This window comes from Streptomyces sp. NBC_01268, from assembly GCF_036240795.1.
Taxonomy (GTDB): domain Bacteria; phylum Actinomycetota; class Actinomycetes; order Streptomycetales; family Streptomycetaceae; genus Streptomyces.
In genome coordinates this window covers 6,025,754-6,047,139 of record NZ_CP108454.1, presented here as the reverse complement: position 1 = coordinate 6,047,139, position 21,386 = coordinate 6,025,754, and the positions used below count along the sequence as shown (strand labels likewise).

19 protein-coding genes are annotated in these 21,386 nt (G+C 72.3%); 11 read left to right on the top strand and 8 right to left on the bottom strand.

All coding sequences use genetic code 11. The annotated features are described in order from the left end of the window. The first annotated feature begins 10 nt into the window (after positions 1-10). The 5 genes from OG309_RS27385 (at position 11) to OG309_RS27365 (ending at position 4,682) form a co-directional block, all read left to right on the top strand. Positions 11-700 (top strand): glycerophosphodiester phosphodiesterase, encoded by a 690-nt coding sequence (locus tag OG309_RS27385; protein WP_329424671.1) that lies wholly within the window; start codon positions 11-13, stop codon positions 698-700. After that, positions 697-1,476, top strand: coding sequence for an SAM-dependent methyltransferase (locus OG309_RS27380; RefSeq protein WP_329424669.1), 780 nt, complete (start codon positions 697-699; stop codon positions 1,474-1,476). The genes OG309_RS27385 and OG309_RS27380 overlap by 4 nt, the downstream gene beginning before the upstream one ends. After that, positions 1,476-2,678 (top strand): sensor histidine kinase, encoded by a 1,203-nt coding sequence (locus OG309_RS27375; RefSeq protein ID WP_443067593.1) that lies wholly within the window; start codon positions 1,476-1,478, stop codon positions 2,676-2,678. Before OG309_RS27380 ends, OG309_RS27375 begins: the two co-directional genes overlap by 1 nt. Further along, entirely contained in the window at positions 2,675-3,367 is a 693-nt protein-coding gene (locus OG309_RS27370) for a response regulator transcription factor (protein WP_329424668.1), read from the top strand. The genes OG309_RS27375 and OG309_RS27370 overlap by 4 nt, the downstream gene beginning before the upstream one ends. Positions 3,368-3,488: 121 nt before the next feature. Next, on the top strand, positions 3,489-4,682 hold the full coding sequence (locus OG309_RS27365; RefSeq protein ID WP_329424667.1) for a serine hydrolase domain-containing protein: 1,194 nt from the start codon (positions 3,489-3,491) through the stop codon (positions 4,680-4,682). On the opposite strand, the gene OG309_RS27360 is transcribed toward OG309_RS27365, so the two are convergent. The 3 genes from OG309_RS27360 to OG309_RS27350 all read right to left on the bottom strand — a co-directional run bounded on the left by OG309_RS27360 (position 4,648) and on the right by OG309_RS27350 (position 8,034). Further along, positions 4,648-5,208, bottom strand: coding sequence for a hypothetical protein (locus OG309_RS27360; protein ID WP_329424665.1), 561 nt, complete (start codon positions 5,206-5,208; stop codon positions 4,648-4,650). The genes OG309_RS27365 and OG309_RS27360 overlap by 35 nt on opposite strands. A 65-nt stretch (positions 5,209-5,273) precedes the next feature. After that, complete coding sequence (locus OG309_RS27355; RefSeq protein WP_329424663.1) at positions 5,274-6,473, bottom strand: polyamine ABC transporter substrate-binding protein; 1,200 nt, start codon at positions 6,471-6,473, stop codon at positions 5,274-5,276. Between the two features lie 124 nt (positions 6,474-6,597). Beyond that, positions 6,598-8,034: a gamma-aminobutyraldehyde dehydrogenase gene (locus tag OG309_RS27350; protein WP_329424661.1), complete on the bottom strand. Its 1,437-nt coding sequence runs from the start codon at positions 8,032-8,034 to the stop codon at positions 6,598-6,600. 192 nt (positions 8,035-8,226) lie between these two features. Between OG309_RS27350 and OG309_RS27345 the strand changes: the two genes are divergently transcribed. The 6 genes from OG309_RS27345 (at position 8,227) to OG309_RS27320 (ending at position 14,441) form a co-directional block, all read left to right on the top strand. After that, positions 8,227-8,733 (top strand): Lrp/AsnC family transcriptional regulator, encoded by a 507-nt coding sequence (locus OG309_RS27345; protein WP_132918998.1) that lies wholly within the window; start codon positions 8,227-8,229, stop codon positions 8,731-8,733. Continuing rightward, the gene (locus tag OG309_RS27340; RefSeq protein ID WP_329424659.1) at positions 8,718-10,097 is read left to right on the top strand and encodes an aspartate aminotransferase family protein; all 1,380 of its coding nucleotides are present in this window, start codon (positions 8,718-8,720) and stop codon (positions 10,095-10,097) included. The genes OG309_RS27345 and OG309_RS27340 overlap by 16 nt, the downstream gene beginning before the upstream one ends. A gap of 225 nt (positions 10,098-10,322) precedes the next feature. After that, positions 10,323-11,051, top strand: coding sequence for an ABC transporter ATP-binding protein (locus tag OG309_RS27335; RefSeq protein WP_329428560.1), 729 nt, complete (start codon positions 10,323-10,325; stop codon positions 11,049-11,051). Continuing rightward, positions 11,033-12,115 carry a hypothetical protein gene (locus OG309_RS27330; RefSeq protein WP_329424657.1) on the top strand — a complete coding sequence of 361 codons (1,083 nt, stop codon included), beginning with the start codon at positions 11,033-11,035 and terminating at the stop codon, positions 12,113-12,115. Before OG309_RS27335 ends, OG309_RS27330 begins: the two co-directional genes overlap by 19 nt. A gap of 145 nt (positions 12,116-12,260) precedes the next feature. Further along, complete coding sequence (locus OG309_RS27325) at positions 12,261-13,370, top strand: LOG family protein (RefSeq protein ID WP_329424656.1); 1,110 nt, start codon at positions 12,261-12,263, stop codon at positions 13,368-13,370. A gap of 102 nt (positions 13,371-13,472) precedes the next feature. Beyond that, on the top strand, positions 13,473-14,441 hold the full coding sequence (locus OG309_RS27320) for a hypothetical protein (protein WP_329424655.1): 969 nt from the start codon (positions 13,473-13,475) through the stop codon (positions 14,439-14,441). A 68-nt stretch (positions 14,442-14,509) separates the two neighbouring features. On the opposite strand, the gene OG309_RS27315 is transcribed toward OG309_RS27320, so the two are convergent. The 5 genes from OG309_RS27315 to OG309_RS27295 form a co-directional block, all read right to left on the bottom strand. Then, positions 14,510-15,532, bottom strand: coding sequence for an ABC transporter ATP-binding protein (locus tag OG309_RS27315; protein WP_329424653.1), 1,023 nt, complete (start codon positions 15,530-15,532; stop codon positions 14,510-14,512). Beyond that, positions 15,532-17,145, bottom strand: a complete 1,614-nt coding sequence (locus OG309_RS27310) for an ABC transporter permease (RefSeq protein WP_329428558.1) — start codon at positions 17,143-17,145, stop codon at positions 15,532-15,534. The genes OG309_RS27315 and OG309_RS27310 overlap by 1 nt, the downstream gene beginning before the upstream one ends. Before the next feature lie 41 nt (positions 17,146-17,186). Next, positions 17,187-18,278 (bottom strand): thiamine ABC transporter substrate-binding protein, encoded by a 1,092-nt coding sequence (locus OG309_RS27305; protein ID WP_329424652.1) that lies wholly within the window; start codon positions 18,276-18,278, stop codon positions 17,187-17,189. A gap of 221 nt (positions 18,279-18,499) precedes the next feature. Further along, on the bottom strand, positions 18,500-19,606 hold the full coding sequence (rlmN, locus tag OG309_RS27300) for a 23S rRNA (adenine(2503)-C(2))-methyltransferase RlmN (RefSeq protein WP_329424650.1): 1,107 nt from the start codon (positions 19,604-19,606) through the stop codon (positions 18,500-18,502). A 116-nt stretch (positions 19,607-19,722) separates the two neighbouring features. Beyond that, positions 19,723-21,354 carry an MFS transporter gene (locus OG309_RS27295; protein WP_329424649.1) on the bottom strand — a complete coding sequence of 544 codons (1,632 nt, stop codon included), beginning with the start codon at positions 21,352-21,354 and terminating at the stop codon, positions 19,723-19,725. Between the last annotated feature and the right edge of the window lie 32 nt (positions 21,355-21,386).

The following is a 21,386-nucleotide window of genomic DNA, read 5'->3' as shown; positions in this document are numbered from 1 at the left end:
GAATGGGGTCATGGACCCCGTCACTGTCGTAGGCCACCGCGGCGATCCCTACCGCGTCCGCGAGAACACCGTCCCCTCGATCCTGTCGGCGATCGAGCGGGGCGCGGACGCGGTGGAGGTCGACGTCCGGCTCACCAAGGACGGCGTCCCCGTCCTGCTCCACGACGACACCCTCAAGCGCCTCTGGAAGGTCGAGCGCCCGCTCTCCTCACTGACGGTCGCCGAGGTCGCGGAGGTCACCCGAGGGGGTGTGCCGACCCTGCGCGAGGCGCTGATCGCGGCCGGGGCGCACCGGCTGATGCTGGATCTGCCGGGTGGCGACGCGGGCTCGGTGCGCACGATCGTGGGCACCGTCCGCGAGTCCGGGGCGGGCGAGCGCGTCTCCTACTGCGCCGGGGCGGTCGCGATGCTCCAGGTGCGGGCGGCGGACCCGGCCGCGGAGATCGCGCTGACCTGGAACACGCTGGTCCCGCCGCGCCGCGCGCTGCTGGACGCGGTGCGCCCCCGGTGGCTCAACTACCGTTTCGGCCTTGCCGGTCGGGAGCTGGTGGAGCGGGTGCACAAGGACGGGCTGCTGGTCTCGGCCTGGACCGCGGACACCGCCTGGACGATGCGTAAGCTGATCCGCGACGGGGTGGACTCGATCACCACCAACCGGATCGACACGCTGGCCGGCGTGCTGCGGAAGGGCCGAGGATGAACGACAGGATCCGCACCGACATCGCGCACAACGCACGGGTGTGGAACTACTGGCTGGGCGGCAAGGACAACTACCCGGTGGACCGCGCGGTCGGCGACCAGGTCACGTCCTTCCACCCGAGCATCGGCGCGGTGGCGCGCGCGGACCGGGCGTTCCTGGGGCGGGCGGTCACGTACCTCGCGGCCGAGGCGGGGGTGCGCCAGTTCCTCGACATCGGCACGGGGCTGCCGACGGCCGACAACACCCACGAGGTCGCGCAGCGGGTGGCGCCGGACTCCCGCGTGGTCTACGTCGACAACGACCCGATCGTCCTGACCCACGCGCGGGCGCTCCTGACGAGCGCGCCGCAGGGGGTCACCGAGTACGTGGACGCCGACGCGCACGACCCGGGGACGATCCTGGCGGCGGCCGGCCGGACGCTGGACCTCTCGCGGCCGGTCGCGGTGCTGATGCTGGGCATCCTGAACTTCGTCCTGGACACGGACGAGGCCCGGCAGATCGTGCGGACGGTGATGGCGGCGCTGCCGTCCGGGAGTCATCTGGTGCTGACGCACCCGACGTTCGACGCGGAGCTGGGCGGCGAGGGGAACGTCGCGGCGATGGAGTTCTGGAACGCCCACGCGACCCCGCCGATCACGGCGCGCGGCCGGGAGGACTTCGCGTCGTTCCTGGACGGCCTGGAGCTGCTGGAGCCGGGCATCGTGTCGTGCGCGCGCTGGCGGGCGCCGGAGGCGGTCGAGGTGGCGCAGTACGGAGCGGTGGGCCGCAAGCCGTAATGGGCATACGGGGGACTCGGGATGCACGGGACGGGGCGGGGATCCGGGAGGGGCGGCTGGGGCTCCGGGAGGTCCGCGGGATCCAGGAGCTGAGGGCCTGGGCGGCGGACCACCCCTGGGCGGTCGACACGGCCCTGGCCCTGCTCGTGCAGGCGGCGATGACGATGCCCTTCGTCGTTCCGCGCCCGCCCGAACTGGAGCCGGCGACCTGGCCCGCGTACGGCCTGACGACGCTGAGCGTGCTGCCGCTGGTGTGGCGCCGCCGGGCGCCGCTGGCGGTGCTGCTCGCGATGCTGGCGGCCGGCGCGCTGTACAAGCTGGCGCTGGAGGGGCCGGGGCAGCCGCTGCCGTACACCGGCCTGGTGAGCGTCTACACGATCGCCGTGCTGTCGCCGCCGTGGAAGCGGCTGGTGACGGTGCTGCTGATGCTCGTCGCGGTGCCGGTGTCGGTCTGGCTCAACACCCAGTCGGCGCGCGAACTGACCTTCTCGCTCTTCGTGTTCGGCGCCGCGTACGCCTTCGGGCGGCTGACCGACGCCCGGCAGCGGGCCCACCGGGTGGAGGCGGAGCAGGCCGCCGCGCGGGAACGGGCGCGGATCGCCCGGGAGATGCACGACATCCTGTCGCACGCGGTGAGCCTGATGATCGTGCAGGCGGAGGCCGGCCCGCTGGCCGTGCGCCGGGCGCCCGAGCGGGCGGAGGCCGCGTTCGAGGCGATCTCCGAGACCGGGCGGGACGCGATGCGGCAACTGCGCGGGATGCTGGGCGTGCTGCGGGACGAGGGCGGCGGCCCGGAAGCGCCGCGGGAGCCGCAGCCGGGGGTCGACCGGCTGCCGGAGCTGGTCGATCGGGTTCGGGGCGGGGGCCTGGACGTGCGGTACGGGACGGACGGCACGGTGCGCCCGCTGCCGGCCGCGACCGGGGCGACCGTCTTCCGGATCGTGCAGGAGGCGCTGACGAACGTGGTCAGGCACGCGGGGGCCACGACGGTGTCGGTGCGCCTCGGCTACGGGAGGGACGAGGTGGAGGTCCGGGTGACGGACGACGGGCGCGGGCCGCGCCCCGGGGGTTCCGGCGGGCACGGTCTCGTCGGGGTCCGGGAGCGGGCGGCCGCCCACGGGGGGACGGCGTCGGCCGGCCCCGGCCCGGACGGGCGCGGTTTCGAGCTGCGGGCGGTGCTCCCGCTGGAGGTGCGGGGATGACGCTGCGGGTGGTGGTCGCGGACGACCAGGAGCTGGTGCGCAGCGGGTTCGCGCTGATCCTGGACGTGCAGGAGGACATCGAGGTGGTCGCGGAGGTCGGCGACGGCGCCGCGGCGGTGGAGACGGTGCGGCGGCTGCGGCCCGACGTGGCGCTGCTGGACATCCGGATGCCCCGGATGGACGGCATCGAGGCGTGCCGGGTGATCAGCGCGGAGTCGGAGTGCCGGACGGTGATCCTGACGACCTTCGACTCGGACGAGTACGTGTACGAGGCGCTGCACGCGGGCGCGAGCGGCTTCCTGCTGAAGGACGTGCGCCGGGACGACCTGGTCCACGCGGTGCGGGTGGTCGCGGCGGGCGAGGCGCTGCTCGCGCCGTCGGTGGCGCGGCGGCTGGTGGAGCAGTACACCTCGGGCACCCCGCGCCGGGCGGACGCGCCGGCCGACGCGCGGCTGGACGTGCTGACGGGGCGGGAACGCGAGACGCTGCTGCTCCTGGCGCGGGGCCTGTCGAACGCGGAGATCGCGGCGGAGCTGGTGGTGAGCGACCACACGGTGAAGACGCACGTGGGGAACGTGCTGGCGAAGCTGGGTCTGCGGGACCGGATCCAGGCGGTGATCTGCGCGTACGAGACGGGGCTCGTGGCGGCGGGGCCCCCTCCCCCGCGCGGGGGAGGCGTGCCGAGGTGACTCCCCCGCGCGGTTGAGGAAAGCCGGCCGCGGGAACCGCCGGTGCGGGCGATCCGCGGATCGCCCCTGGTCAGCAGGATGGAGCCATCGAGAACAACGGCTCACACCCACGGAGTTGACCATGAAGAGCACCACCCGCACGCTGCTGGCCGCCGCCCTCGTCCTGGGGGTCGCGGCGGGTCCGGCGGTCCTGCCGGCGGGCGCGGCCCCGGTGTCGGCGACGGCCCGGACCGCCTCCGCGGGTGCCCCGGTGGACCCGGCGACGGGCACCGCCCTGGCGGCGGCGATCGCCGGCCTCCCGTCGAAGGACGCGACGGCGGCGCTGGTCCGGGTCGGGGGCACGGAGGGCGTCTGGCAGGGCGCTTCGGGCGTGCGGGACCTGAGGTCCGGTCGCGCGGCCGAGGCGGGGGCCCGGTTCCGGGCGGGTTCGGTGACGAAGGTGTTCACGGCGGCGGTGGCGCTCCAACTGGCCGGCGAGGGCCGGATCGACCTGGACCGGACGGCCCGCTCGTACCTGCCGGAGCTGATCCCGGCGGCGTACGGCGAGGTGACGGTGCGCCAGCTGCTGAACCACACGCACGGCATCCCGGCGGCCGAGCTGCCGGGCGAGACGGTCGAGGAGTGGTACGCGCGCCGTTTCGTGGAGTACGACCCGCGCGACCTGGTCCGCTCGGCGACCGCGCAGCCGCGCGAGTTCGCTCCCGGTGGGAAGCAGCACTATCTGAACATCGGCTACACCATCGCCGGTCTGATCATCGAGCGCGTGACGGGCGACTCGTACGAGCACCAGGTGAGCGCGCGCGTGCTGCGGCCGCTGGGGCTGCGCGACACGTACTTCCCCGGTGCGAGCCCCCGGATCGAGGGCCGGTACAACCACGGCTACCAGTGGATGCGGCTGGACGACGGGACGACCGGGCTGCGGGACGTCTCCGTGTGGGGGGCGACGGACGGCTGGGCCGCCGGGGACCTGATCTCCACCACGGCGGACCTGGAGCGCTTCACGAAGGCCCTGTTCGCGGGCCGGGTGGTGCGCGGACCGCTCCTGGAGGAGATGTTCACGCTGCCGAAGGTGGCGGACTTCAGGACCGGTGACCCGGCCGCGTACTCCGTGGGTCTGTCGATGAAGAAGCTGGGCGGGCGCGAGGTGTGGGGCAAGACGGGTGGCCGCTGGGGGTACAACACCGCCATCGCCTCGACCCGCCACGGTGAGCGGACCCTGGTCTACAGCGTCAACGCGACGGACGCGAAGGGCCAGGACATGAACAGGACGGCACTGGGGATCATGGTGTCGGCGTACGGCCTGCCGTCGAAGTGAGGACGGGCGCGGCCGAAGTCTGCAGGGCTTCGAGGCGCTTGATCAGCCGGCGGACGGCGAGCAGCGGCAGGATGCCGAAGACCCCGAAGGACATGTCGATCACCGACCACCAGAAGGGGATGCCGCGCAGCGGTCCGCAGATCAGGGCCAGCGGGATGATGCCGACGCAGGCGATCATGCCGAACTCGATCACCCAGATGTTGCGGACCGGGTCGCGGTAGGGCCCGTAGAAGGCGACGGCGATGACGAGGTGGGCGAAGGCCAGCCAGTCGGTGCCGTAGAGGAGGTACGGGGCCCGGGCGTCGGCGCCCTCGAGGCCGGTGCGGACGCGGGAGATCCACTCGGCGAGGCCGGGGAAGGCGTCGGCCAAGGGTGCGGCCCAGGTGTCCAGCGCCCCGTCGGCGAGGCGCAGTTCGGTGACGAGCGGGAACGCGGTGGCGCCGCTCAGCACCAGACAGACGATGAAGACGACCAGCCAGACGCGAATGCGCTTGAGGAGGGCTCTGGGCCCGTTCGTGTCGTTCATGAGGGCAGCGTACGCCCCCCATGAACGCGTTCAAAAAAGGGGGTCCCGCGCGCGGGACCCCCTGCTCACAGGCCGACGATGGAGTTCCACCGCTTCGCGAACTCGGCACGCTCGTCGGCGGATATGTCCCGCGCGATGGCGAGCCGGGTGCGCATCGCGTCGTCCGGGAAGATCAGCGGGTCCTCGGCGAGGGCCGCCAGCTCCTCGTCGCCCGAGTCGGCGAGGACGTCGCGGGCCGCGGGGACCGGGCAGACGTAGTTGACCCAGGAGGCGAGCTCGGCGGCGACCTCGGGCTCGTAGTAGTAGTCGACGAGCCGCTCGGCGCTGGTCTTGTGCTGGGCCAGGTTGGGGATCATCAGCGACTCGGCCCACAGCTCGGCGCCCTCCTCGGGCACGACGAACTCGATGTCGGGGTTGTCGGCCTTGAGCTGGATGATGTCGCCGGAGTACGCCTGGCAGGCGAGCACGTCGCCGGTGGACAGGTCCTTGATGTAGTCGTTGCCGGTGAAGCGGCGGATGTGCTTGCGGCGGACCAGGCCCTCGATCTCCTCGCACAGCGCGTGGAAGTCGTCCGCGGTCCAGCGGGTGACGTCGACGCCCATGCCCTGCATGAGCAGCGAGAAGGACTCGTCGAGCCCGGACAGCAGGGTGACCTTGCCGCGCAGGTCGTCGGCCCACAGCTCCTTGATGGAGCGGATCTCCCGGCCCAGCTTCCTGCGGTTGTACGCGATGCCGGTGATCCCGGACTGCCAGGGCACCGAGTGCAGCCGGCCCTCGTCGAAGGCGGGGTTGCGCAGCAGCGGGTCCAGGTGCGTGGCGACGTTGGGCTGCCTGGCCCGGTCCATCTCCTGGACCCAGCCGAGCCGCACGTAGCGGGCGGCCATCCAGTCGCTGGCCACGATGAGGTCCCGGCCGGTCTCCTGGTGGTTCATCAGGGCCGGGCCGACCTTGCCGAAGAACTCGTCGTTGTCGTTGATCTCCTCGGTGTAGCGCACGGAGATCCCGGTCCGCTTCTGGAAGGCGTCCAGGGTGGGCCGCTTCGACTTGTCGTCGTCGTCGGTGTCGATGTAGAGCGGCCAGTTCGCGAAGTGCAGCACCCGGTCCCGCGCGGACAGGTCCCGCCCGGCCCGGTCCTGCGGATCGACGTACGCGGCGGGCACCCCGCATCCGGCGAGGAGCGCGGCGGCGCCGGCACCGCCGATCCCCCGCACCAGGTCGCGGCGGGACGGGTGCGGACGGGCGGGAACTCTGGCTCTGGCTGTCACCCGCACAGCATGGTCGCCCCCGGCGACCAGCGGCAATGGACGGTCCGTCGACCGGGACGGCACGGCCCCGACACCTTGTCGATCAGGTCGATCGACGTGCCGGGGCCGCGCGGAGCGGGCCGGATCAGCCCAGGGACGTCATCACGTGCTTGATGCGCGTGTAGTCGTCGAAGCCGTACGCCGACAGGTCCTTGCCGTAGCCGGACTTCTTGAAGCCGCCGTGGGGCATCTCGGCGACCAGCGGGATGTGGGTGTTGATCCACACACAGCCGAAGTCGAGCGACTTGGACATGCGCATCGCGCGGGCGTGGTCCTTCGTCCAGACCGAGGAGGCCAGGGCGAACTCGACGCCGTTGGCGAACTCCAGCGCCTGGGCCTCGTCCGTGAAGGACTGGACCGTGATGACCGGGCCGAAGACCTCGTTCTGGACGATCTCGTCGTCCTGCTTGAGGCCGGAGACGACGGTCGGGGCGTAGAAGTAGCCCTTCTCGCCGACCTGGTGGCCACCCGCCTCGACCTTGGCGTGCGCCGGCAGACGGTCGATGAAGCCGCTGACCTGCTTGAGCTGGTTGGCGTTGTTCAGCGGACCGTAGAGCACGTCCTCGTCGTCCGGCTGACCGGTCTTGGTCTCGCTCGCCGCCTTGGCGAGGGCGGCGACGAACTCGTCGTGGATCGACTCGTGGACCAGGACGCGGGTCGCGGCCGTGCAGTCCTGGCCGGCGTTGAAGAAGCCCGCCACGGAGATGTCCTCGACGGCCTTCTCCACGTCGGTGTCCTCGAAGACCACGACCGGGGCCTTGCCGCCCAGCTCCAGGTGGACGCGCTTGACGTCCTTGGCCGCCGACTCGGCGACCTGCATGCCGGCGCGCACCGAGCCGGTGATGGAGGCCATCGCCGGGGTCGGGTGCTCGACCATCGCCTTGCCGGTCTCGCGGTCGCCACAGATGACGTTGAAGACGCCCTTGGGCACGATCGAGCCGATGATCTCGGCCATCAGGACGGTCGACGCGGGGGTCGTGTCCGAGGGCTTGAGGACGACCGTGTTGCCCGCGGCGAGGGCCGGGGCGAACTTCCACACGGCCATCATCATCGGGTAGTTCCACGGCGCGACCTGGGCGCAGACGCCAACCGGCTCGCGGCGGACGATCGAGGTCATGCCCTCCATGTACTCGCCGGCCGAGCGGCCCTCGAGCATACGGGCGGCACCCGCGAAGAAGCGGATCTGGTCCACCATCGGCGGAACCTCCTCGCTCGCGGTGAGGGCGACCGGCTTGCCGGTGTTCTCGACCTCGGCGGCGATCAGGTCCTCGGCGCGCTCCTCGAAGGCGTCCGCGATCTTGAGGAGGACCTTCTGGCGCTCGGACGGCGTGGTGTCGCGCCAGGCGGGGAAGGCGGCCGCGGCGGCCTCCATGGCGGCATCGACGTCGGCCTGGCCGGAGAGCGGGGAGGTCGCGTACGCCTCACCGGTGGCAGGGTTGATCACGTCGATCGTGCGGCCGTCGGCCGCATCCCGGAACTCCCCGTTGATGTAGTTGCGCAGCCGACGCAGCTCGGTGGTCACTTGCCACCCCTCCTGTCACGTTCTGTACTCCGCACTCCATCGTGCGGCGTCCCGATGGGCGAGACACCTCAGCCTAATCGGTCCGCTGACGCTTTCAACAGGCCCGACCCCCGCCAACTTCGGATTCAGTGAGATCCGGACCTCAGAACAACGGATTTCATCACTCTGGGGTTGCCAGACCGACGAGGTTCGGTGCACAGTGAGGTCGTGGCCAGTCGAAGCACAGACTCCAGAACCGGAACCGGTTCGTCCCCGACGATCGATGCCGTCTCCCTGGCGATCATCGAACAGCTCCAGGAGGACGGTCGCCGTCCCTACGCAGCCATCGGAAAGGCCGTCGGCCTCTCCGAAGCCGCCGTACGACAGCGCGTCCAGAAGCTGCTCGACCAGGGCGTCATGCAGATCGTCGCCGTCACCGACCCGCTCACCGTGGGCTTCCGGCGGCAGGCGATGGTCGGCATCAACGTCGAGGGTGACCTGGATCCGGTCGCGGAGGCTCTGACCGCCATGGCCGAATGCGAGTACGTGGTGATGACCGCGGGCTCGTTCGACCTGATGGTGGAGGTCGTCTGCGAGGACGACGACCACCTCCTGGATGTGATCAACAAGCGCATCCGCACCCTCCCCGGGGTGCGCTCCACCGAGAGCTTCGTCTACCTGAAGCTCAAGAAGCAGACCTATATGTGGGGAACCCGATAGCCGTGAGCCAGGACCTCTCGAAAACCGCCTACGACCACCTGTGGATGCACTTCACCCGCATGTCGTCGTACGAGAACAACCCCGTCCCCACCATCGTCCGCGGTGAGGGCACCTACATCTTCGACGACAAGGGCAAGCGCTACCTCGACGGCCTCGCGGGCCTGTTCGTGGTGAACGCCGGTCACGGCCGCAAGGAGCTGGCCGAGGTCGCGTACAAGCAGGCCCAGGAGCTCGCGTTCTTCCCCGTGTGGTCGTACGCGCACCCCAAGGCCGTCGAGCTCGCCGAGCGTCTGGCGGACTACGCCCCCGGCGACCTGAACAAGGTCTTCTTCACCACCGGTGGCGGCGAGGCCGTCGAGACCGCGTGGAAGCTGGCCAAGCAGTACTTCAAGCTGCAGGGCAAGCACACCAAGTACAAGGTCATCTCGCGTGCGGTCGCCTACCACGGCACCCCGCAGGGCGCCCTGTCCATCACCGGTCTCCCGGCCCTGAAGGCCCCCTTCGAGCCGCTGGTCCCCGGCGCGCACAAGGTGCCGAACACCAACATCTACCGCGCCCCGATCCACGGCGACGACCCCGAGGCCTTCGGCCGCTGGGCCGCCGACCAGATCGAGCAGCAGATCCTCTTCGAGGGCCCCGACACCGTCGCGGCCGTCTTCCTGGAGCCGGTGCAGAACGCCGGCGGCTGCTTCCCGCCGCCGCCCGGGTACTTCCAGCGCGTCCGCGAGATCTGCGACCAGTACGACGTGCTGCTCGTCTCCGACGAGACGATCTGCGCCTTCGGCCGCCTCGGCACGATGTTCGCCTGTGACAAGTTCGGCTACGTGCCGGACATGATCACCTGCGCCAAGGGCATGACCTCGGGCTACTCCCCGATCGGCGCCTGCATCGTCTCGGACCGCATCGCGGAGCCGTTCTACAAGGGCGACAACACCTTCCTGCACGGCTACACCTTCGGTGGTCACCCGGTGTCCTCCGCCGTGGCCCTGGCGAACCTCGACATCTTCGACAAGGAGGGCCTGAACCAGCACGTGCTGGACCAGGAGGGCAACTTCTTCTCGACCCTGCAGAAGCTGCACGACCTGCCGATCGTCGGCGACGTCCGCGGCAACGGCTTCTTCTACGGCATCGAGCTCGTCAAGGACAAGGTCACCAAGGAGTCCTTCAACGACGAGGAGGTGGAGCGCGTCCTCTACGGCTACCTCTCCAAGGCGCTGTACGAGAACGGCCTCTACTGCCGCGCCGACGACCGTGGCGACCCGGTCATCCAGCTGGCTCCGCCGCTGATCGCGGACCAGTCCACGTTCGACGAGATCGAGCAGATCCTCCGCGCCACCCTCACCGAGGCCTGGACGAAGCTGTAGATCTCGACGTGCGCCACGCCGCCCTCACGGCGTGACCCCGGCCCGGGCATGCCGCCATCCGAGTGGATGGCGGCGGCCCGGGCCGCGTGCTGTCCGTACAAGCTGATCTGAATCCTTACGGTGCCCAGTGACGCCCGAAGAGTCCCAGTGACCGACAGGACCGTCTCCTCGTTCCCCCGGACGGGGGAACGGACTCTGTTTGGCTTCGACATCGAGGTGTACGCGATGGCCCCACCGGACAACGACGTGCTCTGGGCGCGTTCCCTGCACTGCACCCTGGACGGCACGGACGTCCTGACCGGCGTCTCCCTCGGCGTACGGGAAGGCGAGATCCTCGCCCTCGTCGGACCGCGCGGCAGCGGCAAGACCACCCTGATGAGGTGCCTCTCCGGCCAGACCGTCGCCCAGCAGGGCGAGGTCTGGTTCAACAGCGCCCCCGTCCACACCCTCGGCACCGCCCAGCGCGAACGCGTCCGGCGCGAGCGCTTCGGCTGGATCGACCCCGAGCCCGGCCTGGTCCCAGAACTCACCGGCTGGGAGAACGCCGCCCTCCCCCTGCTGATGCGCGGCATCTCCCACCGGGCCGCGAAGACCGCCGCCCTGGAATGGCTCGACCGGCTCGACATCGGCGCCTGCGCCCGGAAGCGGCCGCACGCCCTCACCCACTCCCAGCGCCAGCGGATCGCCCTCGCCCGCGCCCTCGTCACCACCCCCTCGGTGCTCTTCGCCGACGAGCCGACCGCCGCCCTGCACCGCGCGGACGGCGCCCAGGTGCTGCGCACCCTCACCGCGGCGGCCCGCTCCCACCGGATCACCGTGCTGCTCGCGACCCACGACCCCGAGGTCGCCGCGCTCGCCGACCGCTCGGTCGCGCTCCTCGACGGACGCCGCGTCGGCTCCGTACCGCCGGCCACCGGGGCGGAGGGCGTCACGGCGTGCTCGCTCTCCGTCTAGTCCGCGGCGCCCACCCCCTCGTCCAGCTGCGCCGCCTGCTGGTGGCCGCGGCGGCCGCCGGGGTGGGCTTCCTCCTGCTCTGCGCCCTCGGCCACGCGGTCGGGCACCCCGCCCAGTCCTCCGCCTCCGTGCTGCGCCTGCTGTGGTGCGCGCTGCCGCTCGCCGCGACGGTGCAGTTCGCGGTGGCGGTCGCCCGCACCGACCCCAGCACCCGGCCCCGGCAGGGCCTCGACGCGGTCGGCCTCGGCCCCACCCGCCTCACCGCACTGGCGGCGGCCTCCACGGCGGTCGCCACCACCCTCGGCTCGGCCCTGGCCCTCCTGTTCTACCTGCACCTGCGCGGCGACATCACCGGGCTGCCCTTCGACGGTGCCGCGGCGGAGCTCCTCGCCGCCGACCAGCCCATCCCGCTCGCGGCGGCGCTCACCCTGCTCGCGATCCTCCCCGTCGTGGCGGCCACGGCGGCCGGCCTGTCCCTCCGCCCCCGCCCCCGCCCCCGGCCGGACGTCGCCCCGCACCCCACCGGCCTCCCCTGGGGCGTGGCGCTGCTGGCCGTGGGCCTGGCCCTCGAAACGTACGCAGGCCGCAACGGCAGCGGAGGCGTCCTGGCCGGCTGGATCCTCACCGCGATCGGCCTGGCGATGGCCGGCCCCGGCCTGACCCACTGGTGCGGCCGCCTGCTCCAGATGGTGCGCCCCGGAGCGGTACGCCTCCTCGCGGGCCGGGTCCTGATGGACGAGTCCCGCCGCATCGGACGCCCGCTGGGCGTGGTGTGCGCGGTCGGCTCGGGCGCGCTGGCGGCGCTCGCCCTGAACACCGACTTCGGCCCGCTGGCCGGCCTGGGCGCCGCCCTGGTCGTGGCCTGCACGACGGCGACCCTCCTGACCGCGGCCCTCGAATCCAGGCAGTCCCGCGCCCACACCACCGAAGCCCTCCTGCGCATCGGCGCCCCACCGGGCGTCCTGCGCACCACGGCCCTCCTGAGGGCCGCCGCCCTCCTGACCGTCTTCGTCCCCCTGACCTGGGCGGTGGGAGAACTGGCGGCGGTACCGCTGAAGGGCTGAGGGGGCGAGAGGCCACGCCCACCGTCGCCATCCAGGGAGCCCGGCCCGGCCGGAGGCCGGGCGCGGTCCCCGGCCCCGGGCCGTCCACGGCCCGCACACGGCCCAGCCCCCACCGCCCCGCGGCCGAACCCCCTATCGTGACTCCATGGCGACCCACCGGCAGGACCGGGAGATCCATTCCCCGGACGAGTTCGACGCCGTGCTCCGCACGCACGGCTCCCTCTCCTCGTACCGGATCCAGTCCGTCGACCTGACCGACCGCACCTTCGCCCTGCTCTCCGCCTCCACCACGGACGCCGTCTTCCTGGGCTGCCCCATGCAGCCCGAGGCCGCCGCCAAGGTCCGGGCGGACGGCGCGCTGGTGTTCCCGCCGGTGCCGCACCTGCCGTTCGATCCGTACCGGGCCCGGCTCTACTCCCCCGAGGAACTGTTCGAGGGCGTCACCACCCAGCCGTACGCCTCGACGCCCGACGCCCGCTCGTACGACTGGTTCCAGCGGACCAAGGGCGACGGCGACATCTTCTCCTCGATGCTGCGCTCCCTCCACGACGACGCGATCTCGGACGCGCTGGACGAGGACCTCGCTCTCGCCCGCGTCGTGGGCGTGATGGGCGGACACCGCATGGGCCGGGGCACGGACGCGTTCGCGGGCGCCGCCCGGCTCGGGCGGTCACTGACGCGCGCGGGGCTGACGGTGGCGACGGGCGGCGGACCGGGCGCGATGGAGGCCGCCAACCTGGGCGCGTACACCGCCCCGTTCCAGGACCACGTCCTCGACGAGGCCCTGGAACTGCTCGCGAAGGCCCCCTCGTTCACGCCCTCGGTGACCGACTGGGCCCGCGCCGCCTTCGAGGTGCGGGCGCGCTGGCCGCGCGGCGGCGGCTCGGTCTCCATCCCCACCTGGTTCTACGGGCACGAGCCGCCCAACGCCTTCGCCGCCCGCATCGGCAAGTACTTCGCCAACGCGACCCGCGAGGACGGCCTGCTGGCCCGGTCGAACGCCGGGGTCGTCTTCCTCCCGGGCGCCGCCGGCACCGTGCAGGAGATCTTCGACAACGCGACGCCGAACTACTACGGGTCGCGCGGCGAGCCGACCCCGATGGTCCTGGTGGACCGGGCCCACTGGACCGACCGCCTCCCGGCCTGGCCGCTGCTCCGCACCCTGGCCGAGGGGCGCCCGATGGCGGCGCGGATCGCGCTGGTCGACTCGATCGACGAGGCGCCGGAGGCGTTGGCGCGGCTGGCCGCCGGCTAGACGCGCAGGGGCGTGGGCACGCGGGGTCGCTCCCCCGCGCGGCGGACCCGGTCACGACCCTGGTCGGACGCGCGGGCCGGGCCCGGCCGGAAGGCTCGTGGCATGACCACGAAGAGAGCGATGTTCCTGGCCGACTGGCCGTCGTGGGCGGGTCGCGCCGCCCTCGTCTGGTCCGTGCTGTACGCGGCGGGCGCGGCCCTCGCCGCCGCCACCGGACCGGCCTTCGGGTACGCGCTGCTCGGCAAGGGCACGGGGCCGGGCTTCGAGGCGGCCGCGGCCGGGCTGTACGGGGCCGCCGCCGTCCTCGCGTACGCGCTGCTCCGCAGGCCCGGGGCGCGGGGGCTGACGGCGGGCGCGTGGGCGGTCGTCGGGCTGTGCGTGACCTCGGGGTTCGTCTTCCTGCTCAGCCCGGTGCGCCTGCTGTTCTTCCTGTCGCGTCACCAGGAGCCGATGGACTGGGCGTCCTGGTCCAACCAGGGCCTGGCGATCCTGGGCGCCGTGCTGTGGGGGTGCGCCGCGCTGGCCGGGCGTCGCGCGCGGCTCGGGAGCTGCGCGTACTGCGGCGGCCGGGAGGCGGCGGTGGCGGGCGACGCGAGCCGTGCGGGACGGGTGGCCGTCGCCGCGCTCGTCCCGTACACCGCCCTGAAGACGGCGTGGGCGCTGGGTCTCACGCCCGGGTACACGGGCGTCGGCAGGCCCGGTGCCGATCCGCGGTACACCAGCGACCTGGGGCTGTGGCTGTACGACCACGGGGTCGACGTCACGGCGGTCCTGGCCGTGATCGGGATGCTGCTGGCGGTCGCGCTGACCCGGCCGTGGGGCCGGCGGCTGCCCCGGCCGCTGCTGCTGGGCCTCGGCTGGGCCGGGGCGGGCGCGCTGGCCCCGTTCGGCGTCTTCCTCGCGGTGCTCGGTCTCCTGGCCTGGACCGGGGTCGTCGAGACCGGTCTCGCCGACCACGCCCCCTGGGTGGTCGCCGTCGCCTACGGCGGCTTCTGCGTCTTCGGCCTGTCCCTGGGCCGGGCGACCCACGTCCACCAGCGGGCGACCCGCAGGGCGTGCGGGCGCTGTTGACGGGCGGGCGGGGCGGCGCGAGGGCCGGCCACGACCGCGCGCGGGTCGGCCGTCGGCGACGCCTCCGGTCACCGCCCCTCCAGCACCACCACGTCCTCGGCGCGGAACACCACGTCCGCCTCCGCGCCCTCGTCCGGCGCCTCGCGCAGCGGGAACTCCGCCTCCAGGGGCGGGCCTTCGACCGGGTGGAGCCGGACGGCGACGTGGTTGCCGCGGAAGGTACGGGACGCGACGCGGCAGTTCAGGCCCTCGCCGGGGGCGACGAGGCGCACGCCGCCGGGGCGGACCAGGAGACGGCGTTCGCCCTGGGGGGAGCCGTCGGGGACGGGGATCTTGCCCCAGACGGTGTCGGCGGCGGCTCCGGTGACGGTGGCCGCGACCACGTTGTCGAAGCCGAGGAAACGGGCCACGAACTCGGAGGCGGGCCGCCCCCAGACCTCCAGGGGCGTGCCGGTCTGGGCGATGCGCCCGTCCCGCATGACCACGACCCGGTCGGCGAGCGCGAAGGCCTCGCCCTGGTCGTGGGTGACGGCGAGCACCGTGGTGCCCAACCGCGCGAAGAGGCCGCGGAGTTCGACGACGAGCCGCTCCCGCAGGCCCCGGTCGAGCTGGCCGAGGGGTTCGTCCAGCATGAGCAGCCGGGGGCGGGGCGCGAGCGCCCTGGCGAGGGCGACGCGCTGCTGTTCACCGCCGGAGAGCGAGGAGACGGCCCGGCGGCCGGCCCCGGGAAGGCCGACGAGGTCGAGCAACTCCTCGACGCGGGCACCCTGTTCGGCCTTGGCGACCCCGTGCATGCGCAGCCCGAACGCCACGTTCCCGGCGACGTCCCGCTGCGGGAACAGCTGGTGGTCCTGGAACATGAGGCCGACCCCGCGCCGGTGCACCGGCACCCCGGTCTGGTCCGTGCCGCCGAGCAGCACCCGGCCGGCGGAGAGCGGCTGGAGTCCGGCGACGGCCCGCAGCAGGGTGGACTTGCCGCTGCCGCTGGGGCCGAGCACGCACACGATCTCGTGGTCGGCGACCTCCAGGTCCACCGCGTCGAGCACCGCACGGTCCCCGAACCGTACGGTCGCGTCGTGGAGCGTCAGCATCAGAACTCCCCCGAGGTCCGGTCGTTGCGGAGCCGTTCGAGGAGCAGCAGGGACACCGCGCACACCACCATGAGGATCGTCGAGAGGGCCATGGCCTGGCCGTAGTTGAGCTCGCCCGGCCGACCCAGGAGCCGGGCCACGGCCACCGGCAGGGTCGGGTTGTCGGGGCGGGCGATGAAGACCGTGGCGCCGAACTCGCCGAGCGAGACGGCGAAGGCGAAGCCGGCGGCGATGAGCAGCGCCCGCCGCACGAGGGGCAGGTCGACCTCGTGCCAGGCCCGCCAGGGCGACGCGCCGAGCACGGCGGCGGCCTCCCGGAGCCGTTCGTCGACCGCGCGGAGCACGGGCAGCATGGTCCGTACGACGAAGGGGACGCCGACCAGGGCCTGGGCGAGCGGCACCAGGATCCAGCTGGCCCGCAGGTCGAGCGGCGGCTCGTCGAGGGTGATGAGGAAGCCGAAGCCGACGGTGACGGCGGACACCCCGAGCGGCAGCATGAGCAGCGCGTCGAAGCCGCGGACCAGACGTCCGGCACGCCGGGTCAGGGCCGCCGCGGCGAGGCCGCCGATGACGACGGCGATGGCGGTGGCGGCCAGCGCGTACTGGAGGGAGTTGACGATGGTGTCGGTCATCGGCACGAGGAAGGTGCCGTTCTCGTCGACGGACTGCAGCGCGCGGTAGTGGTCGAGGCCGTAGCCGGTGGAGGTGGCGAGGGAGCGTTCGACGAGGACGCCGAGCGGCGCGAGGATCAGCAGGCCGATGGAGAGCAGGACCGCGCCGAGCAGCAGCCACTGCCCGGCGCCGCGCGGGCGGGCGGCGGTCCGTTCCGGCGGGACCAGCTTCAGCGCGGTCTCCCGGCGGCGCACCGTCCGGGCGTGCACGGCGAGGATCGCGCCGACGGCGACGAACTGCACCAGGGTGAGGACGGCGGCCGTGGACAGCTGGAGCCGGTCGGCGGTCTGCCGGTAGATCTCGGTCTCCAGGGTGGAGTACGCGGGGCCGCCGAGGATCTGCACGATGCCGAAGGAGCTCGCGGTGAACAGGAAGACCATGAGCGCGGCAGCGGCGACGGACGGCCCGAGGGCCGGCAGGGTCACCGTGCGCCAGGCCCGCCAGCGGGAGGCTCCGAGCACCCGGGCGGCCTCTTCCTGGCGGGGGTCCAGCTGGGACCAGAGGCCGCCGACGGTGCGGACGACGACGGCGTAGTTGAAGAAGACGTGGGCGATGAGGATGGCCCAGACGCTGGTGTCGAGGCGGACCCCCCACAGCTCGTCGAGCAGTCCGCGGCGACCCAGCAGCGCGAGGAACGCGGTACCGACCATGACGGTGGGCAGCACGAACGGCACGGTGACGACGGCCCGCAGCAGCCCCTTGCCGGGGAAGTCGAACCGGGCGAAGACGTACGCGCCGGGCAGGGCGACGAGCAGGGTGAGCGCGGTGGAGGCGAGCGCCTGCCACAGCGTGAACCACAGGACGTCGAGGATCTCCGGGCTGCTCAGCGTCTGGGCGAAGCGGCCGAGCTCCCAGTGCCCGTCCGGCCTGAGCCCGCGCTCGACGATCGAGGCGACGGGCCAGGCGAAGAAGACCGCGAAGAACGCGACGGGCAGCACCATGAGGGCGAGCCGCGCCACGTTCCCCGTACGGCCCGGGCGGGCTACTTCAGGACGAGCAAGGTCCACTGCTGGATCCACTGGTCACGGTTGGCGGCGATCTTGTCGGGCGCCATGGTCTCCGGCTTGTCGACGACCACGCCGTGCTTGGTGAACAGCTCGGGGAGGGTCGCGTCGGTCGTGACCGGGTTGACGAACATCTGGAGCGGCATGTCGTCCTGGAACTTCTTGGAGATCAGGAAGTCGATCAGCGCCTTGCCGCCCTCGGGGTTCTTCGCCCCGTTCAGCAGGCCCGCGAACTCGGTCTGCCGGAAGCAGGTGCCGGTGGAGACACCGGTGGGCGCCACCTTCGGCTGGGGCTCGGAGTAGAGCACCTCGACCGGCGGGCTGGAGGCGTAGGAGACGACGAGCGGGCGGTCGCCCTTGGCCTTCTTGCCGCCGGCGGAGCCGGAGAACTCCTGGTTGTAGGCGAGCTCCCAGCTGTCGACGGTCTTCACGCCGTTGGCCTTGAGCTTCTTCCAGTAGTCCTGCCAGCCTCCGTCGCCGTACTCGGCGGCGGTGCCGAGGAGGAAGCCGAGGCCCGGGGAGGAGCGCTCGGGGTTCTCGACGACGAGGAGGTCCTTGTACGCGGGCTTGGCCAGGTCGTCGAAGGACTGCGGCGGCGCCAGCTTCTTGCCGGCGAAGTACTGCTTGTCGTAGTTGACGCAGATGTCGCCGGAGTCGATCGGGGTGACCCGGTGCTCCTTGTCCAGCTGGAGCGCGGCGGGGATCCGGTTCAGGCCCTTCGCCTCGTACGGCGTGAAGATGCCGTTGTCGAGGGCGCGGGAGAGCAGGGTGTTGTCGACGCCGAAGAAGACGTCGCCCTGGGGGGAGCCCTTGGTCAGGATCTCCTTGTTGACGGCCTCGCCGGCGTCGCCGCTCTTGAGGACCTTGACCGTGAAACCGGTCTGCCGGGTGAACTCCGCCAGCACCTCCTTGGAGGCGTTGAAGGAGTCGTGGCTGACGAGCGTGACGGTCTTCGGCGCGGGCGTGCCGGTGGCCTTGTCCTTGCCGCCGTCCCCGCCGCCGCAGGCGGCGAGGGTGGTGACGCCGAGCGCCGCGACGATCGCGACGGCGGCGGCCTTCTTGGTGTTCACGTGGTTTTCCTCCTGGGGTCTCCAGGAAGAGACGCGGCCCCGCCCGCGCCCGGGAAACCGGACGCGGGCAGGGCGCAACAGCTCGAGTTACGACCGAACTTCCTACCCAGAATGACCTGGGCGAGGTTCAGAGGGTCTGCGGTCTGACGGTCACCGCACTCTCAGCGCTGTGGCGCTCCCCTGTCGGAATATGAAGATGTGTTCGAGCTCAGGGTACAAGGTCAGCGTTCGGCGGCGGCCAGCTGTCCACAGGCACCGTCGATCTCCTGTCCGCGGGTGTCGCGGACGGTGACGGGCACGCCGTGCCGGGCGATGGCCTCGACGAACGCCTTCTCGTCCTCGGGACGGGACGCGGTCCACTTCGAACCGGGCGTCGGGTTCAGCGGGATCAGGTTGACGTGCACCCGCTTGCCCTTGAGCAGCTTGCCGAGGAGGTCGCCGCGCCAGGCCTGGTCGTTGATGTCCCGGATCAGGGCGTACTCGATGGAGACGCGGCGCCCGGACTTCTCCGCGTACTCCCAGGCGGCGTCGAGGACCTCGCGGACCTTCCACCGGGTGTTCACGGGGACCAGGGTGTCGCGCAGCTCGTCGTCGGGGGCGTGCAGCGAGACCGCGAGGCGGCACTTGAAGCCCTCGTCGGCGAACCGCAGCATCGCCGGGACGAGCCCGACGGTGGAGACGGTGATGCCGCGCTGGGACAGGCCGAGGCCGTCCGGCTCGGGGTCGGTGAGCCGGCGGACGGCGCCGACGACCCGCTTGTAGTTGGCGAGCGGCTCGCCCATGCCCATGAAGACGATGTTGGACAGCCGGGCCGGCCCGCCGGGGACCTCGCCGTCGCGCAGGGCGCGCATGCCGTCGACGATCTGGTGCACGATCTCGGCCGTGGACAGGTTGCGGTCGAGCCCCGCCTGGCCGGTGGCGCAGAACGGGCAGTTCATCCCGCAGCCCGCCTGCGAGGAGATGCACATGGTCACCCGGTCCGGGTAGCGCATGAGCACCGACTCGACGAGCGTGCCGTCGTGCAGCCGCCACAGCGTCTTGCGGGTGGTGTCGTCGTCGCACGAGATGTGCCGCACCACCGACATCAGGTCGGGCAGCAGCTCCCCCGCCAGCTTCTCGCGCGAACCGGCCGGGATGTCGGTCCACTCCGCCGGGTCGTGCGCGTAGCGCGCGAAGTAGTGCGTGGACAGCTGCTTGGCGCGAAACGGCTTCTCGCCGATCGCGGCGACCGCCTCCTTGCGCTCGGCGGGCGTGAGGTCGGCGAGGTGCCGCGGGGGCTGCTTGGCTCCGCGCGGGGCGACGAAAGTGAGTTCTCCGGGCTTGGGCATGGTGCTACCAGTGTCGCAGACGCGGACCGGTGCGCCCGTTCCCCGCGGATCCCGGCCGGTCCCGCGACGTCTCAGGCATCTCAGGTGTCTCAGGCGTCTCAGGCGTCTCAGGCGTCTCAGGCGTCCGGTCGTGGGGGCGCCGGTGCGCCTGGCTGGGTTCTGGGGATGGACGAGGTGAAGAAGAGGGCCAGGGCGGAGGCCGCGGCCAGGATCGCGAGGGCGGCGCGCAGGCCGTCGAGGCGGGCGGCGGCGTTGACCTCCAGCGCGGCGTCGGCGACCTCGGGGCTGACGCCGGCCTCGTCGAGGGCGGTCGTGAGCTGGGCGTCGGAGAGGAACGGGACGCCGCTCTCCAGCTCGACGGAGGCGGTGCTCTTGACGTCGGCGGGGATGGCCGGGTTCTGCTCCACGCTGGTCAGGAACGAGGAGGTGAGCACCGCGATCATGAGCGAGCCGGCCAGGGCGGTGCCGATGGAGGCGCCGAGGTTGGTGACGGAGTTCTGGATGCCGCCGACCTCCGCGCTCTGCCGGTCGGGGACGGCGGAGACGGTGACCGAGCCCAGCTGGGAGGCGAGCGCACCCATGCCGAGGCCGATCAGGAGCAGGGGGAGGGTGACGATCTCCGCGCCCGCGTCGGCGTCGAGGGCCGCCATCAGGACGACCGCGCCGGCGAGCAGCGCGAGGACCCCGAGGCGCACGACCCGGCGGGGTGAGACGTCCGGGAGGAAGCGCGGGATGAGGATCGCGGCGGCCAGCAGGGTCACCGAGAGGGGCAGGATGTGCGCGCCGGTGGCCAGCGCGGAGAGGCCGAGGGCGACGGAGAGGTAGAGCGGGACGACGAAGAAGACGCCCATCTGGACGAGGTACTGGAAGAAGAACATGGTCAGGCCGCCGGTGAGCTGCCGGTTGTGCAGCATGTGCGGGTCGATGAGGGGCTCCTTGCCCCGCTTGACCAGCCGGGTCTCCCAGCGCAGGAAGAGCCAGATGAGGAACAGCCCCGCCAGGCCCGTCCACACGACCATGGACACGCCGAGCCAGGCGGGCGCGTCGGCCTTGGGCCGGACCCAGCCCCACTCGTCGGAGCGCAGCACGCCGTACACGAAGATCCCGAGCCCGGCGGCGGACAGCAGCGCGCCGACGAGGTCGATGCGCGGGCGCTCCTCGGACACGGCGTCGGCGATGGAGCGGGCGAACACGAGGATGACGAGGACCAGCAGCACCTCGCCGGCGAAGACCCAGCGCCAGGAGAAGTAGGTCGTGGCGACGCCGCCGATGAGCGGGCCGAGCGCGATGGCGACGGCTCCGGCGGCGGCCACGACGCCGTACGCGTAGGGGCGCCGTTCGGTGGGGAAGTTGCCGGCCACCAGGGCCACGATCGCGGGCATGATGAGCGCCGCTCCGATGCCTTCGAGGAAGGACCAGCCGATCAGCAGCACCGGCAGGCTGGGCGCGAGGGCGGTGGTGAGCGAGCCGACGCCGTAGATGCAGCAGCCGATCATGAAGGCCTTCTTGCGGCCGATCAGCGCCCCCACCTTGCCGCCGGGGATCATGAACATCGCCATGACCAGCGTGTACGCGGTGATGGCGCCCTGGATGCCGGTCACCGTGGTGTCGACGTCTGCGGCCACGGTCGCGATGGACACGTTCATGACGGAGCTGTCGAGCGCCATCAGGAACTGTCCCGACGCGAGGGTCAGCAGGACGGTCAGGGCCCCCGGGGGCTTCCGGGCCGAGTGAGCCTTCGGTGTCATGGCGGGATCCTGCCCGCGGGGTCCTCCCCGGA

Bases quoted from the DNA above. Each gene is read 5' to 3' on its own strand.
- OG309_RS27335 (WP_329428560.1), top strand. From the start codon at position 10,323: ATGGCCCCACCGGACAACGACGTGCTCTGGGCGCGTTCCCTGCACTGC.
- OG309_RS27385 (WP_329424671.1), top strand. From the start codon at position 11: ATGGACCCCGTCACTGTCGTAGGCCACCGCGGCGATCCCTACCGCGTC.
- OG309_RS27370 (WP_329424668.1), top strand. From the start codon at position 2,675: ATGACGCTGCGGGTGGTGGTCGCGGACGACCAGGAGCTGGTGCGCAGC.
- OG309_RS27325 (WP_329424656.1), top strand. From the start codon at position 12,261: ATGGCGACCCACCGGCAGGACCGGGAGATCCATTCCCCGGACGAGTTC.
- OG309_RS27295 (WP_329424649.1), bottom strand. From the start codon at position 21,354: ATGACACCGAAGGCTCACTCGGCCCGGAAGCCCCCGGGGGCCCTGACC.
- OG309_RS27310 (WP_329428558.1), bottom strand. From the start codon at position 17,145: ATGGTGCTGCCCGTCGCGTTCTTCGCGGTCTTCTTCGCCTGGCCCGTC.
- rlmN (WP_329424650.1), bottom strand. From the start codon at position 19,606: ATGCCCAAGCCCGGAGAACTCACTTTCGTCGCCCCGCGCGGAGCCAAG.
- OG309_RS27375 (WP_443067593.1), top strand. From the start codon at position 1,476: ATGGGCATACGGGGGACTCGGGATGCACGGGACGGGGCGGGGATCCGG.
- OG309_RS27320 (WP_329424655.1), top strand. From the start codon at position 13,473: ATGACCACGAAGAGAGCGATGTTCCTGGCCGACTGGCCGTCGTGGGCG.
- OG309_RS27365 (WP_329424667.1), top strand. From the start codon at position 3,489: ATGAAGAGCACCACCCGCACGCTGCTGGCCGCCGCCCTCGTCCTGGGG.
- OG309_RS27380 (WP_329424669.1), top strand. From the start codon at position 697: ATGAACGACAGGATCCGCACCGACATCGCGCACAACGCACGGGTGTGG.
- OG309_RS27360 (WP_329424665.1), bottom strand. From the start codon at position 5,208: ATGAACGACACGAACGGGCCCAGAGCCCTCCTCAAGCGCATTCGCGTC.
- OG309_RS27315 (WP_329424653.1), bottom strand. From the start codon at position 15,532: ATGCTGACGCTCCACGACGCGACCGTACGGTTCGGGGACCGTGCGGTG.